Annotated in this window: 14 protein-coding genes; 9 read left to right on the forward strand and 5 right to left on the reverse strand. The window is 61.7% G+C overall.

What is annotated here, in order from left to right; genetic code table 11:
* Positions 1 to 59: 59 nt before the first annotated feature.
* The 3 genes from Q5H92_RS04710 to Q5H92_RS04720 form a co-directional block, all read right to left on the reverse strand.
* On the reverse strand, positions 60 to 593 hold the full coding sequence (locus Q5H92_RS04710) for a hypothetical protein (RefSeq protein WP_305010339.1): 534 nt from the start codon (positions 591 to 593) through the stop codon (positions 60 to 62).
* A 99-nt stretch (positions 594 to 692) separates the two neighbouring features.
* On the reverse strand, positions 693 to 1,352 hold the full coding sequence (locus Q5H92_RS04715; protein ID WP_305010340.1) for a hypothetical protein: 660 nt from the start codon (positions 1,350 to 1,352) through the stop codon (positions 693 to 695).
* Between the two features lie 195 nt (positions 1,353 to 1,547).
* Positions 1,548 to 2,951 (reverse strand): dicarboxylate/amino acid:cation symporter, encoded by a 1,404-nt coding sequence (locus tag Q5H92_RS04720; protein WP_305010341.1) that lies wholly within the window; start codon positions 2,949 to 2,951, stop codon positions 1,548 to 1,550.
* A gap of 234 nt (positions 2,952 to 3,185) precedes the next feature.
* On the opposite strand from Q5H92_RS04720, the gene Q5H92_RS04725 reads away from it, so the two are divergent.
* A complete protein-coding gene (locus Q5H92_RS04725; protein ID WP_305010342.1) occupies positions 3,186 to 4,193 on the forward strand; it encodes an enolase C-terminal domain-like protein in 1,008 nt (335 codons plus the stop codon).
* A 139-nt stretch (positions 4,194 to 4,332) separates the two neighbouring features.
* Here the strand turns inward: Q5H92_RS04725 and Q5H92_RS04730 are convergent, their stop codons facing one another.
* Entirely contained in the window at positions 4,333 to 4,911 is a 579-nt protein-coding gene (locus tag Q5H92_RS04730) for a DUF6799 domain-containing protein (protein ID WP_305010343.1), read from the reverse strand.
* Between the two features lie 157 nt (positions 4,912 to 5,068).
* Between Q5H92_RS04730 and Q5H92_RS04735 the strand changes: the two genes are divergently transcribed.
* Positions 5,069 to 5,560 carry a MarR family winged helix-turn-helix transcriptional regulator gene (locus Q5H92_RS04735; RefSeq protein ID WP_305010344.1) on the forward strand — a complete coding sequence of 164 codons (492 nt, stop codon included), beginning with the start codon at positions 5,069 to 5,071 and terminating at the stop codon, positions 5,558 to 5,560.
* Between the two features lie 75 nt (positions 5,561 to 5,635).
* Positions 5,636 to 6,280 (forward strand): YceI family protein, encoded by a 645-nt coding sequence (locus Q5H92_RS04740; RefSeq protein ID WP_305010345.1) that lies wholly within the window; start codon positions 5,636 to 5,638, stop codon positions 6,278 to 6,280.
* Between the two features lie 90 nt (positions 6,281 to 6,370).
* Here the strand turns inward: Q5H92_RS04740 and Q5H92_RS04745 are convergent, their stop codons facing one another.
* A complete protein-coding gene (locus tag Q5H92_RS04745) occupies positions 6,371 to 6,928 on the reverse strand; it encodes a hypothetical protein (protein ID WP_305010346.1) in 558 nt (185 codons plus the stop codon).
* A gap of 175 nt (positions 6,929 to 7,103) precedes the next feature.
* On the opposite strand from Q5H92_RS04745, the gene Q5H92_RS04750 reads away from it, so the two are divergent.
* From Q5H92_RS04750 to Q5H92_RS04775, 6 genes are all read left to right on the forward strand, one after another.
* Complete coding sequence (locus Q5H92_RS04750) at positions 7,104 to 7,385, forward strand: ATP-dependent Clp protease adaptor ClpS (protein ID WP_305010347.1); 282 nt, start codon at positions 7,104 to 7,106, stop codon at positions 7,383 to 7,385.
* A gap of 93 nt (positions 7,386 to 7,478) precedes the next feature.
* A complete protein-coding gene (recR, locus tag Q5H92_RS04755) occupies positions 7,479 to 8,093 on the forward strand; it encodes a recombination mediator RecR (RefSeq protein WP_305010348.1) in 615 nt (204 codons plus the stop codon).
* A gap of 218 nt (positions 8,094 to 8,311) precedes the next feature.
* Positions 8,312 to 9,256 carry a helix-turn-helix domain-containing protein gene (locus Q5H92_RS04760; protein ID WP_305010349.1) on the forward strand — a complete coding sequence of 315 codons (945 nt, stop codon included), beginning with the start codon at positions 8,312 to 8,314 and terminating at the stop codon, positions 9,254 to 9,256.
* 93 nt (positions 9,257 to 9,349) lie between these two features.
* Positions 9,350 to 10,102 (forward strand): SDR family NAD(P)-dependent oxidoreductase, encoded by a 753-nt coding sequence (locus Q5H92_RS04765; protein WP_305010350.1) that lies wholly within the window; start codon positions 9,350 to 9,352, stop codon positions 10,100 to 10,102.
* 264 nt (positions 10,103 to 10,366) lie between these two features.
* On the forward strand, positions 10,367 to 12,382 hold the full coding sequence (locus Q5H92_RS04770; RefSeq protein ID WP_305010351.1) for a glycosyltransferase family 2 protein: 2,016 nt from the start codon (positions 10,367 to 10,369) through the stop codon (positions 12,380 to 12,382).
* 149 nt (positions 12,383 to 12,531) lie between these two features.
* Positions 12,532 to 13,755: a pyridoxal phosphate-dependent aminotransferase gene (locus Q5H92_RS04775; RefSeq protein ID WP_305010352.1), complete on the forward strand. Its 1,224-nt coding sequence runs from the start codon at positions 12,532 to 12,534 to the stop codon at positions 13,753 to 13,755.
* The last annotated feature ends 68 nt before the right edge of the window (positions 13,756 to 13,823 follow it).

A 13,823-nucleotide genomic window follows, 5' to 3' on the forward strand; every position in this document is an offset into this window, starting at 1 on the left:
ATTCGCCCAATCGTTGCAGCGCGGCAAAAGCTATACGTGCCAAGTCTCTGGCACGGCCATTAGGGAATTAGCAGGTAGGGCTTTTCCTTTAAGTTGACAGACTTTGTTACCCCACTGCTATCGTAAGCCACCGTTTTGGTGGTGTTAATGTAGGTAGTGCAACACCCGTCGGCCACCAAGCGGCCCTGAATGCGGATGCCATTGATGACGAAAGCCGTAGTAGGCACGCCCTTGTTTATGCCGCCGGGGTGGGCCAGGTACTGCACCACGTAGAGGTAATTGGCCAGGTTCGCGTTGGCGACGCGCGCAAACGGGGTGTTGTTGTTGATGAGAATGGAGTCGCCCCCGACCGGCGCCGCGCCGCGCACCAGCGTCACCGTTTCGGGGCGGACGATGCCGGTAGTGTCCTTCGGGTAGCGCAAAATGGTCAGCGTATCGAGGTCGTTCACCGCGTATCGGGACGAGAAGCGCAGCTTCACGGCATCGGCCAGCGGGTCTTCGGCCTCGCACTCATTATTGGCGCAGCAGCCGCCCCAGAGCGCGGTGCTGAGCAGGGCAAAGGCAGAAAGACGAAGGGAGTGCGAAAGAGCCATAGCACCTCAAAGGTAAGGCCCGAGGCACTCTCCGACGGGGAGCACACCTCGGGCCAGGCCGGGTTGATGTTAAAAGGCGGCGGCTGCGAGCCGGGCCGCTTAGCGGCTGCCAGTCACGACGGACGACGACGGCAGGGTGGGGTTGTCTACGGCGCCGCCGGCCAGGAGCAGGGGCCGCAGGCGGGCCGTGGCCGTATCGAGCTGGGGCCGAATCTGGGCCATGGCGCCGCGCAGGGCAATGATGTCGGCCAGGCGCGGGGCGGTGGTTTGGGAATAGCCGTGGTACATGGCCACTTTCACTTCCGACGTGCCGGTGCCGGCATAGGAGCCCAGCAGGTTGCCGGCGGCGTCGCTCACCTGCACTTCGGCCTGCAGCGTGGTCTTATACCATTCGAGCGGAATGCCCAGCACGGCCGGAATCATGAACGTGAGTACCTGCAGGCCCTGCACGGCGCGGCCGGTGCGCAGGGTTTTCACTTTTTTCACCACCAGCTTGGCGTAGCCGAAAGTGGCCGAATCGGTGGGCTCCGTCAGGTTGATGTGGCACTCTTGCTGGAACAACTTCAGCGGGTCTTCGGGAAGGGCACCGTCGTTCATCGCGAGTGGACCCTGGTCGGCCAGAATTTCCAGGGCCGGCAGACGCTTGGCGATGGAGGCCGTGGGCGTGCTGCGCATCTGGTTTTTTACCGACACACAAGCAGGGGCTGCTAATATGGCCGGCGCAAGGGCCAGCAGCACGAGTCGACGAGTCAATTTCATAGCACTAATGAATCAGGAAGCGGAAAAAGGGAAAGGCGAAAGCTGAAAAGTGCAATAAAGCCGGGTGGAAGTAGCACTAAGCGCTTTAAGTAGTAGCTAAATTAACGGTTTCAGTCGGCAAGGTGTTCAAAATTCGGCGAATGGCGCGAAAAAGTCCCTGACCGGAACGAAAAAAGCCGGCCAGATTGACTCAAATCAATGCGCCAATTCGGGCTGTTCGGCCACGGCTGTGGGGTCGGGTCCCACGTAATCGTCCACAAATTCACCTTCCCAGCGGGCCACCACGGCCGAGGCCAGGCAGTTGCCCAGCACGTTCACGGCGGTGCGGGCCATGTCCATCAGCGCATCAATGCCGAGGATGATGAACACCGGCCACGGCGGCAGGTTGAACGACGGCAGTGTGGCCAGCAGAATAACGAGCGAAGCGCGCGGCACGCCCGCCACGCCCTTGCTGGTGAGCATGAGGGTGAAGACGAGCAGCATCTGGTCGCCAAACGACAGCGGCACGCCCGCCGCCTGGGCCACAAACACCGAAGCCAGTGATAGATAGAGCGTCGTGCCGTCGAGGTTGAAGGAGTAGCCCGTGGGCATCACGAAGGCCACAATGCGGCGCGGCACCCCGATGCTTTCCATGGCTTCCATGGCGCGGGGTAGGGCCGCTTCGCTGGAAGTGGTGGCGAAGGCAATGCTCATGGGCTCGGCCACGGCCGCGACGAAGCGGCGCAGCGGAATGCGCATGAGCAGCGCCACGGGCAGCAAAATGAGCAGAATGAAGGCAATGAGCGCGCCGTAGAGCGTAAGCAGCAACTGGAAGGCGTTGAGCAGCGGCCCGAAGCCGAGCTTGGCCACCGTGTAAGCCATGGCGCCGCCCACGCCCAGCGGCGCGAAGTACATCACCACGTTGGTGAACTTGAACATGACCTCCGACAGGCTCTCGCAGAACTCCAGCATCACGCGGCGGGGCCGTTCGGGCGTGAGCGCCAGGCCGATGGCGAACAGAATAGCGAAAATAACCACCTGCAGCACCTGCCCCTCGGCCACCGACTTGGCAATGTTTTCGGGGAAGATGTGCAGGATGATTTCGGCCACCGTCTGGGGCGCGGCCGCGGTAATGGCTTCTTCCTTGATGCCGGCCTGGCTGATGCCCACGCCGGCTTTGGTGAGGTTGATGGCTGCCAGGCCGATGAACAGGGCGAACGTGGTGACGATTTCGAAGTACACCAGCGCCTTCAGGCCCATGCGGCCCACCTGCTTGAGGTTGGCGTGGCCGGCAATGCCAACCACCAGCGTACCAAAAACCAGCGGCGCGATGATGGTTTTAACCAGCCGTAAGAAAGCGTCGCTCAGTACCTTAAGGTTGAGTGCTACCTCGGGCGCATCGTGGCCCAGCTCGATGCCGACCAGCATGGCCAGCACAATCCAGAGCGTGAGGGAGCGGCGGGGGTACACGGCCGCCGCCAGCGCCAGCAGCGCCAGCCAGCGCGCGGCCAGCAGCGCCGGCTCGGGCAGGGCTACTATGTGATTAGCGTTGAGCGCGGTAAGCAGGCCGGCCAGCAGCAGGAATACCAGGGCAATGGGGAGTAAACGGGATTTTGCCATGCTTTTGGAAAAAGGGCAGGGTGGGGGAATGAGGCCCTAAAGAACGGCATTATCCAGCCAGCAGCACGATTGTGGCCGCAATTGCCCGGCGCCCAGGGGATGAAATAACCGGCCTTCTACCCAAAGACAGCCCTTAAAAACCCGGCGCAAGTGGCCTTTTTCGTGAGCGGTGCGTAGCTGTGGTGTTTTCGCTGCATCTTCGGCGCCCCATTCCGCGGCCTCGCTTTCTCCTCCATGCCCACCTGGACCCTTACTGCCCATTCGCTGCCCCTGCGCTTCGTGTGGAAAATATCGCGCAACGCTTCTTCCAGCAAAACCAACCTGCTTTTGCAGGCGGCCGGCCACGGACACACCGGCCTGGGCGAAGCCGCGCCCAACGTACGCTATAACGAAACCCCGGAACTGCTGAGCCAGCAGTTTGCCGCCCTGCAAGCCCACGGCCTCTCCGACGTGGCTACCCTGGCCGGCCTCGATGCCCTGCTGGCAGCCCGGCCCGTGGCGCACGCCCTCAGCTTCGCGCTGGAGTCGGCGCTGGTGCAGTGGCTGGCCGCGCAGGCCGGCCAGCCGGTGTGGCAATGGCTGGGCGTGCCCGCGCCAGCGCCGGCCGTGCCCACGGCCTTCTCGCTGCCCATTATGGAGGTGGGGGAGGTGGCCGGCTTCCTGCGCGAGCTGGACATGCAGCGCTTTGAACTCATCAAGATTAAAGTGAACCAAGCCGAGGGGCTCGACCTGCTGCGCGAAGTGGCGCGGACGCTGCCCGGCCACTCCCTGCTGGTGGACGGCAACGAGGCGTGGCCCGACGCCGACGCCGTGCTGCAATTTCTGGAGCAAGCCGCCGCCCTGCCCGGCCTCAACCTGCGCTTTCTGGAGCAGCCGCTGCCGGCCGCCTTCACCGACCATTATCGTTACCTAAAGCCGCGCAGCATCGTGCCGCTGCTAGCCGATGAATCGGTGACGGACGCGGCCGACTTTGCCGACATCGCGCAGCAGTTCCACGGCGTCAACGTGAAGCTGATGAAGGCCGGCGGCTACCGGCGCGGCATCGAGCTGCTGCGCAACACTCGCGCCCACGGCCTTATTCCCATGCTGGGCTGCATGGTCGAAACATCGGTGGGCATTGCGGCGGCCCTGCAAATCAGCGCCCTGGCCGATGTGCACGACCTCGATGGCTTCCTCATCGTGAAAGATGAGCCCTTTGGCCTCGTGACCGAAGCGGCCGGGCAGCTGCGGCTGCTGGCGTGAGGCAGCTGATTGAATCAGGCAAAATTCTCATGCTGAGCGCAGTCGAAGCATCTTTAATGCGCCAGTAATTATTTGCTTCTGCACGCGAGATGCTTCGGCTGCGCTCAGCATGGCCGCTCTTTTCGACTGGTACAGCGTGCTATTTCGGCGAGTTCAGCTGCGAATTGATTTGCGTAAGCTGGTCGTCGATGGATTTGGTATCGGGCAGGTCGGTGCGGCCCTGGCTCAGCAGCTGCACTTTTTGCGTCAGCAGTTCCACTTTTTTCTGGAGCAGGCCCACCTGAACGGCGGGGTCGGAGAAACCGGGGCCGCGCTCGGTGTAGGTTTCGTAACGAGCGCCGTTGGCCCCGGGAATGCCGGCGGCAGCATCGCCCCGGGCGGCGGCGGCACTGCTGGGCGTGGCAAACACCACGCCGCCGTCGGGACGCACGTAGTCGCCGTCGTGGAGCGTGATTTTCTTCCCTTTGGGGTTTATTTTGTCGGCGGGCATTTCCACGATGCCGTTTTTGTAATTGATTTTAACGCCGTTGCGCAATTTTACATTTTGTGTGAGCGGCGTGATTTGGCTGCCTTCGCGCCGCACCACTTCGCCATCTTTCATGAGAAACTGGGTGTTGGCGGTGGTTTGGACCGGAAAGCCGCCGTCCTGGGCAGCCGCGAGGCGGGGCGAGGCGGCCAGGCAGCCGGCCACAGAAGCAATCAACAGGAAGCGAAACATAGCTGTAAGGAAATGTGAATGATGCCGGGGAATACGTTTTTGCGGCTGCCACGGCCATATTTCGCTATCGAACCAAACTTTTTTTAACAATTTATGGGAACGATGTTGCGACATTAAATGTATGTACATAAATTTGCAACCGATTCCACTGCCTCTTATGCGCATCGAAGACGAAATCAAGCAGCCCACTTTCCGCGACGAGTACCAGAAGGCCATCATCAACCTGGTGTACACCACCGGTTGGTTGCAGCTGCGCCAAGCCACCGCGTTTAAGACGTTTGGCCTCACGCTGCCGCAGTTCAACATTCTGCGCATTCTGCGGGGCCAGCACCCGCTGCCCGCTACCGTGGCGCTGCTCATCGACCGCATGCTGGACAAAACCAGCAACGCCTCCCGCATCGTGGACCGGCTGGAGGAAAAGAAGCTCGTGACCCGCACCGTGTGCCCCGCCAACCGCCGGGCCGTGGACATCCGCATTACCCCGGCTGGCCTGGAGCTGCTGAAAACCATTGAGGATTCCGGCCTGATGGAAAAGAATGGTACCCAGTTTCTTACCCCCGACGAAGCCCGTCAGCTGAATGTCTTGCTCGACAAAATCCGCACCGAGGACGGCGACGGGACAACCCTGCACCAGCCTTCCTGCGAGTAGGGGTTGGCACGTTTTTTAGTGGCTGCCCAGCCACGCTTTATTTCAGAATTACCCTTTTTTTACTTTTTTCTTCAAATGAAAAATCTCCTGTTGCCCGCTTTGTTCGCTGTTGCTGTACTGGGCGCCGCCCCCGCTGCTTCGGCCCAAAAAAATAACAGCGCCAAAATGGCCACCAACGCCCCCGCCTACGCCGTGCAGCCGCAGCTGAGCACCCTGGGCTGGGAAGGTAAAGCCGTGACGCACGGCCACAACGGAACCATGAACTTCAGCTCGGGCGAGCTGCTGGTGAAAGGCAACGCCATTGTGGGCGGCACCGTGACCGTGGACATGAAAACCATGAAGGCCACCGACATCAAAGACGAAAGCAGCCAAGGCAAATTTGTGGGCCACATGAGCAGCGACGACTTCTTCGGCGTGGCTACGTACCCCACTTCGACCTTCAAAATCGTGAGCGTAGCCCCCATCAAAGGCGCCGCTAAAGAGGCCGACAACGCCACCATCACCGGTGACATGACCATCAAAGGCGTGACGCAGCGCATCAGTTTCCCCGCCAAAGTGGGCGTGAAAGGCGACCTGGCCTCGGCCACCGGCAAAGTGACCATCGACCGCACCAAATTCGGCCTGAAGTACGGCTCGAAGTCGTTCTTCGAGAGCATCGGCGACAAAGCCATCTACGACACGTTCGACCTGACGTTCAACGTGATTGCCAAGAAAGCCTAATTACGAATTCGCTCGGATTCCACGGATTTTGTGGACGTTGCCTTGCGAGCCGATTAACAATGAAAAAGCCCGCCATTTGGCGGGCTTTTTTTATTCTGGAATTTCGAGCTTTCGGGGTAGCTCGAAGCTAAGGTTGTGGCTTTTGCTGCGGCTGTGCAGCTGGCGCAGGATTTCGTCGATGTCGTCCTTGTATTCTACCCACAGGTCTTCGTGCAGGCTCTTGAGGACGAGGGCCGGGAGCTTGGCCGCCAGCCGGGCCGTGGCCCGGTAGAAACCGTCATAAACGCTGTCGAACTGGCCGGAGTAGTTGTCGATGCACTGGCGCAGGATGTAGAGGAGCAGGTCGATTTCGAGCTGCTTGTTTTTGGTGATGCGGCGGGCCCGGGCGGCCTCCTGCATGCTGGCCCGCACGGCTTTCACGAGGCTACGGTTGAGCAGGCGCCCGGTCACGGCCACGTTGAACAGCTCGTGAATGCGGTCGGCGGTTTCTTCTTGAATCTGGCCGAGCGTGACGTCGGCCAGCAGCTCGAACCGGTAGGTTTCGTAGAGCTCGGCGTCGCGGCGCACGGCGCGCAGGAGCAGGGCCTCCTTTTCGGGCTCGGAGAGGCGCTTGAGGGCTTTTTTGAAGTCGGCGGAAGGAACGGGCATGGGCGACGGAAGGGGAGTAGGGCGAACAGATGGTTCGCGGGCCGAAACGAGCGGGCGGCGCGGAAACGCGAACGACAAAGTTCGCGCAGCAAAGCTCCTTCCAGCGAAACGAATCTGCGCCGTTTACAGTTATCAGGAGCTGCCCCGCGCGGGCTTTCCTGCGTAAATTTGCTTTATGAATACTCGCCCCCAAATTGAGCACGATGAAGACGTTCTGGTGCTCGAAGAAGAACTGGAGCTGCGCAACCTCGTGGTGTACAACGACGACATCAACACCTTCGACCACGTCATCAAAACCCTGATGGACGTGTGTGGCCACCAGCCCGAGCAGGCCGAGCAGTGCACTCTGCTCATCCACTACAAAGGCAAGTGCGCCGTGAAAGTGGGCACCTACGAAGAGCTGGAGCCCATGTGCACGGCCATTCACGACCGCGGCATTTCGGCCGACGTTATTTGATGTGAAAACGTGACGATGTGAAAATGTGTTGATTTCCAATTGCACAGCTTCATTTCGCTCATTTCCACATCAACACATTTTCATATTTTTTGAATGGAGTTTCCTTCCAAACTGATTGAAAACGCGGTGGGCGAGCTTTCCCGCCTGCCTGGCATTGGCCGCAAAACGGCGTTGCGGCTTGCCCTGCACCTGCTCAAGGCCGAGATGGATACCACCGCTTCGCTGGCCGAAGCGCTGGCCAAAATGCGCTTTGAAATCACCTATTGCAAAACCTGCCACAGCATTTCCGATTCGGAGGAGTGCGGTATTTGTGCCAATAAGCTGCGCGACCACAGCCTGGTGTGCGTGGTGTCGGATGTGCGCGACGTCATTGCCATCGAAAACACCGGCCAGTACAAGGGCGTGTACCACGTGCTGGGCGGCGTGATTTCGCCCATTGAAGGTATCGGCCCGTCCGATTTGCACATCGATTCGCTGGTGGAGCGGGCCGCGGCCGAAGACTCGGAGGTGCGCGAGGTCATCCTGGCCATTTCGCCCACCATGGAAGGCGACACCACCGCCTTCTACCTCTCGCGCCGTCTGCGCGACCTGCCCAACGTGCACATCAGCACCATCGCGCGCGGCATCCCGATGGGCGGCGAGCTGGAATACGCCGACGAAATCACCCTCGGCCGCAGCATTGTAGACCGCCTGCGCCAGGCGCGGTAAGAATTGCCTCCTGCCTGTCATTGCGAGCAGAGCGAAGCAACCGAAGGTCAGCATAGCTAATCCGTCCTGTTCTCAGCGACCAACCCAATGGTGTCATAAGCCCCGGTTCTGCAAATGAACCGGGGCTTTTTGCTGCCCTTGCACTGCGCCGCCGTCGGCAAACCTTTCGCGCCATAGCAAGTTGCTGAAGCTTTGAATTCTACAAGCAAGCTGCTGCCATGACGACCACCGCGCTCAATACCCTCTACCAAGAGCTGGCTCCCTGCCTTGGCCCCGACCTGACAACCCTGCTGCCCGGCGGAATTCAGCGCGAAGTTGGGCACTTCAACGTATTTGATTTGGCCGATTTATGGGACGCTACCCGGCTGCGGCCCGACACATCGTACCCCTGCCGCTCATTCTATAAAATCAGTTTGCTGCGCAGCCACAGCCACGCTGAGTACGCCGACCAAACCATTGCCATTGCCCCCGATGCCCTGGTGATTTCGACACCCAAAGTGTCGTTCCAGTGGCGGCCTTCCGAGCCGCAGCAGGGGCAATTCTGCCTATTCACGGCTGAGTTTCTGCTGCCGGTTCTGGGTGGGCTCACCCCTGACGAGTTGCCGCTGTTCCGGGCCGACGGCTACCTCGTGTTTCAGCTGACACCGGCCGAAACGGCGCGGGCGACGGGCATTTTTACTCAGATGCGCGAGGAGCTGGCGTCCGACTACGCCCACAAGTACGACCTGCTGCGGGCCTACGTGCTGGAGCTGCTGCACCTGGGCCAGAAGCGGCAGCCGGCCACCACGCTGCACCCCGTTCACACGGCCGCCGCCCGGCTGGCCTCGCGCTTCGTGGAGCTGCTGGAGCGGCAGTTTCCGCTCACCACGCCCCAGCAGCGCGTGCAGCTGCGCACAGCCAAGGACTTTGCCGACCACCTGGCCGTGCACGTCAACCACCTCAACAAGGTGCTCAAGGACAGCACCGGGCGCACCACCACCGACCTCATCGGCGGGCGGCTGGCGCAGGAAGCCAAGGTGCTGCTGCGCGAGTCGGAATGGACGCTTTGGGAAATTGCCGACAGCCTGGGCTTCGTGGATGTGGCCCACTTCTCGCACTTTTTCCGCCGCTACGCCACCGTGAGCCCCGGTGCTTTTCGGACGCAGCACGCCGTGCCGGTTTGATTTCTACAAGAAGCTGATTGGCCGGTACAACACGGCCGTCAGCAGGCCGGGGGACCTTTGTCGTGTTCAATCAACACCCCAAATACCCTCCCCATGAATACTTCCAAAATCGCCCTCGTCACCGGCGGCAGCCGCGGCCTGGGCAAAGACATGGCCCTGAAACTAGCCCAGCAGGGCATCGACGTTATCCTGACCTACCGCAGCCAGCAGGCCGAAGCTGCCGGCGTAGTAGCCGAAATAGAAGCGCTGGGCCGCCGCGCCGTGGCCCTGCCGCTGGATGCGGCCGACCTCAGCACCTTCGCGGCGTTTTTTGCCCAGGTCACCACGGCGCTGGCCGATACTTTCGGCACCGACCGATTCGACTTCCTCATCAATAACGCCGGCACCAGCCTCACCGCCCCCATTACCGAGAACACCGAGGCGCAGTTTGACGAGATGCTCAACATTCATTTCAAGGGCGTGTATTTTCTCACTCAGAAAGCCTTGCCGCTACTGCGCGACGGCGGCCGGATTATCAACATTTCCTCCGGTACCACGCGCGTTGCTTTCGACGGTACCTCGGCCTACGCCAGCATGAAAGGCGCGGTGGAAGTATTCACGCGCTATCTGGCCCTGGAGCTGGGCCCGCGGGGCATTGCGGCCAACGTGGTGGCGCCCGGGGCCGTGTTTGGCGGTGGCGCCATGACGGACACGCCCGAAATCCGTGCCTACGTGGCCCAGATTACGGCCCTGGGCCGCGTGGCCGAGCCCGACGACATCGGCGGCATCGTCGCCTTCCTCTGCACCGATGCCGCGCGGTGGCTCAACGGCCAGCGCCTCGAAGCCACGGGCGGCATGATGCTATAAGGCAGGCGCTGCGCGCGCCTCCCCGTTGCCTGAGAGCGATGGCAGCGCGGCTACTTTACTTTTGAGCACAAGGCCCCGGTTCTGAATAGAGCCGGGGCCTTGTGCTATTACGACGTACTTGTTTGGCCGGAAATATTCGTTTTACCGACGCAGGCTGAACTGGACGCCTGACAGGAGTTCCTTTCGCTATTCCGGTCCCGGCTGGGGCCCCGAAAGAAGCTTCCGTAGCCGCTGGCTGGGCGGCGCTGCTTAATTTCGCCCGCTGTGGTAAAGCTCTCCGTCATCATTGTCAACTACAACGTCTGCTACTTTCTGGAGCAGGCGCTACTGTCTGTGCGGCGGGCGGTGGAGAAGCTGGGCCAGCCCGTGGAGGTTTTTGTGGTGGATAATAACTCGGCTGATGGCTCGGTGGCCATGGTGCGCGAGCGTTTTCCCGAGGTCATCCTCATCGCCAACCGCGACAACCCGGGCTTCTCGAAGGGCAACAACCAGGCCCTGCGCCGCGCCACCGGCCAGTACCAACTGCTCCTCAACCCTGATACGGTGGTGGAGGAAGACACCTTCCGGGCCTGCTGCGCCTTCCTGGACGAGCACCCCAACTGCGGCGGCCTGGGCGTGAAAATGCTCGATGGGCAAGGCCATTTCCTGCCCGAGAGCAAGCGCGCGCTGCCCACGCCGGCGGTAGCGTTTTACAAGATGTTTGGGCTGGCGAGTGTATTTCCGAAGTCGCGCACGTTTGGCCGCTACCATCTGGGTTTTCTCGATAAAGACGAAACCCACGAAATAGAAGTGCTCAGCGGCGCCTTTATGCTGCTGCGCAAGGAGGCGCTGGACCAGGTGGGGCTGCTTGACGAAGACTATTTCATGTACGGCGAGGACATCGACCTCTCGTACCGCCTCACCCAGGGCGGCTGGAAAAACTATTATTTCCCCGGCACCCGCATCATTCACTACAAGGGCGAAAGCACCAAGCGCACGAGCGTGAACTACGTATTCGTGTTTTACCGGGCCATGGTGATTTTCGCGCAAAAGCACTTCGCGCCGGGCCGGGCGGGCCTGTTTTCGCTGCTGATAAACGCCGCAATCTGGCTACGGGCCGGCGCGGCCGTGCTGGAGCGGCTGGCCGTCCGCATTGCCCCGCTGCTGCTCGATGCCGGCCTGATTTGGGGCGGCATGTACTTCCTGAAAACGTACTGGGAGCACAACCACAAGTTTGTGCCCGGCGCCTACCCGCCCCAATACATGGAGGTGGCCGTGCCCGTCTACATCGTGGTCTGGCTGGTGTCGGTGTATCTGAGCGGGGGCTACGACCCGCCCATTCGGACCTCCCGGGTGGCGCGCGGGGCCTTTGTGGGCACGCTGGTGATTTCGGCAGCTTCGAACTACTTGGATGCCTGGCGCTTCTCAAAAGCCCTGATAATTCTGGGTGGCGTGTGGACGGTGGCGGCGCTGGTGGGCCGGCAGGTGCTGGTGCACTTCCTGCGCTACCGCGACCTGCGCCTGACCGAGCGCCGCCAGAAAAATATCGCCATCGTCGGCTCCGGCCCCGAAAGCCGCCGCGTGCGCCGCCTGCTCGAAGCCGCCGGCGTGCAGGCCCGCGTCATCGGCTACGTGGCCGTAGCGCCCGTCGAAACCCTGGTGGCCGCTACCGTGGAAGCAACTTATTCGCACCGCTACGACGCGCCCGAACCGCCCGAAGAACCGCTGGGTGAGTTGCGTCAGCTGGGCGACATTATTCGCCTTTACGCCCTCGATGAGCTGATTTTCTGCGGCAAAGACCTGCCCGCCAGCCGCATCATCGCCCTCATGCTGAGCCTGCCCACCCACCCGCCGGTGGCCTACAAAATCCTGCCCGAAGACAGCCAGTACATCATCGGCAGCAGCAGCAAGGACGCGCCCGGCGACTACTACACCCTCGACATTGCCCTGAACCTCTACCAGCCCCGGCAAGCCCGCGCCAAGCGCCTGCTCGACGTGCTGCTCAGCACCGGCCTGCTGGGGCTGGCCCCACTGCTGCTGTGGTTTCATCCGCAGAAAGCGGGTTTCCTAAGCAACTGTGCAGCCGTGCTGCTGGGCCGGCGCACCTGGGTGGGCCTACGCTACACACCAGGCCCGGCCCGCGCCGTGCCCGCCGTGGTGTCGCCGGCCGATGCGGCGGTGTCGGCCGCGCCGCTCAACGACACCACCAAGCGCCGCCTGGAGCTGCTCTACGCCAAGGACTACGAGCCCGCCACGGACCTAAGCGTGCTCTGGCGCTGCTGGCGCCGCATGGGGGAGTAGGCCGTACAGTTGCGCGGACTTTGCAGTCTGCGTCCCTGACGGAAACCCGAACGACGCCCGCACGGCTTTAACGGCGCGGGGACGCGGACTGCGAAGTCCGCGCTACTTCTTACCGGCCTTACCTTTGCTGCTCCAATTGCGCCCTCTTTATGTCTGAAACTGCTGCCCCCGCCATCACTTCCCCGCTATCCGACCGGGTCACGGTCATGCAGGAATCGGCCACCATTGCCATGGCCAAAAAAAGCCGGGAGCTGGTAGCCAAAGGCTTCGACGTCATCAACCTCAGCTTTGGCGAGCCCGACTTTCAAACGCCGCAATACATCAAGGACGCCGCCAAGCAGGCCCTCGATGACGGCTTCACGTTCTACACGCCCGTGGCCGGCATCCCGGAGCTGCGGCAGGCCATCTGCGACAAATTCCGGCGCGACAACCAGCTCGATTTCCAGCCCAACCAGATTGTGGTGAGCACCGGCGCCAAGCAAGCTCTGGCCAACGCCGTGATGAGCCTAGTAAACCCGGGCGAGGAAGTCATCGTGTTTTCACCCTATTGGGTGAGCTACGAGGAGATGGTGAAGCTGGCCGACGGCGTGGCCGTGACGCTGGTGGGCACTCTAGAAAACGAGTATAAGGTGACCGCCGCGCAACTCGAAGCCGCCATCACGCCCCGCACCAAGCTTATCATGTATTCCTCGCCCTGCAACCCCACGGGCGCCGTTTTCAGCCGCGCGGAGCTCGGCGCCATTGCCGAAGTGCTGGCCCGCCACCCCCAGATTTATGCGCTGGCCGATGAGATTTATGAGTACATCAACTTCGTGGGCGAGCACGCCAGCCTGGCCCAGTTCCCCGAAGTGGCCGACCGGGTGATTACCGTGAACGGTTTCTCGAAAGGCTACGCCATGACCGGCTGGCGCCTGGGCTACCTGGCCGCTCGCCCCGACATTGCCTACGCCTGCGAGAAAATGCAGAGCCAGATTACCTCCGGCACCTGCTCCATCGCGCAGCGCGCCGGCTTGGCCGCCCTGCGCGGCGGCCGCGCCTCGGCCGATGAAATGGTGGCCGCCTACCGCCGCCGCCGCGATTTGGTGCTCGACATCGTGAAGGACATTCCCGGCTTCATCACGCCCACGCCCAGCGGCGCCTTCTACATCTTTCCGGAAGTCTCGGCCTACTTTGGCCGCACCGCGCCTGACGGCAGCTCCATCAGCACGTCCATGGATTTGGCAATGTACCTGCTGAACGACGCGCTGGTATCGGCCGTGTCGGGCGAGGCATTTGGGGCGCCGGAGTGCATGCGCTTCAGCACCGCTGCCTCGGATGAGAAGCTGACGGAGGCGTTTCGGCGGGTGAAAGCCAGCTTGGCCAAGCTGGCGTAGTTAGTTTACAACAGAACGTCATGCAGAGCGCAGCGAAGCATCTCGCGTGCCGCCACTGACTCAATCAA

This window comes from Hymenobacter mellowenesis, assembly GCF_030581005.1.
Classification (GTDB): domain Bacteria; phylum Bacteroidota; class Bacteroidia; order Cytophagales; family Hymenobacteraceae; genus Hymenobacter; species Hymenobacter mellowenesis.

Coding starts and splice junctions, on each gene's coding strand:
- Q5H92_RS04710 (WP_305010339.1), bottom strand. CDS start 593: ATGGCTCTTTCGCACTCCCTTCGTCTTTCTGCCTTTGCCCTGCTCAGC.
- Q5H92_RS04715 (WP_305010340.1), bottom strand. CDS start 1,352: ATGAAATTGACTCGTCGACTCGTGCTGCTGGCCCTTGCGCCGGCCATA.
- Q5H92_RS04720 (WP_305010341.1), bottom strand. CDS start 2,951: ATGGCAAAATCCCGTTTACTCCCCATTGCCCTGGTATTCCTGCTGCTG.
- Q5H92_RS04725 (WP_305010342.1), top strand. CDS start 3,186: ATGCCCACCTGGACCCTTACTGCCCATTCGCTGCCCCTGCGCTTCGTG.
- Q5H92_RS04730 (WP_305010343.1), bottom strand. CDS start 4,911: ATGTTTCGCTTCCTGTTGATTGCTTCTGTGGCCGGCTGCCTGGCCGCC.
- Q5H92_RS04735 (WP_305010344.1), top strand. CDS start 5,069: ATGCGCATCGAAGACGAAATCAAGCAGCCCACTTTCCGCGACGAGTAC.
- Q5H92_RS04740 (WP_305010345.1), top strand. CDS start 5,636: ATGAAAAATCTCCTGTTGCCCGCTTTGTTCGCTGTTGCTGTACTGGGC.
- Q5H92_RS04745 (WP_305010346.1), bottom strand. CDS start 6,928: ATGCCCGTTCCTTCCGCCGACTTCAAAAAAGCCCTCAAGCGCCTCTCC.
- Q5H92_RS04750 (WP_305010347.1), top strand. CDS start 7,104: ATGAATACTCGCCCCCAAATTGAGCACGATGAAGACGTTCTGGTGCTC.
- recR (WP_305010348.1), top strand. CDS start 7,479: ATGGAGTTTCCTTCCAAACTGATTGAAAACGCGGTGGGCGAGCTTTCC.
- Q5H92_RS04760 (WP_305010349.1), top strand. CDS start 8,312: ATGACGACCACCGCGCTCAATACCCTCTACCAAGAGCTGGCTCCCTGC.
- Q5H92_RS04765 (WP_305010350.1), top strand. CDS start 9,350: ATGAATACTTCCAAAATCGCCCTCGTCACCGGCGGCAGCCGCGGCCTG.
- Q5H92_RS04775 (WP_305010352.1), top strand. CDS start 12,532: ATGTCTGAAACTGCTGCCCCCGCCATCACTTCCCCGCTATCCGACCGG.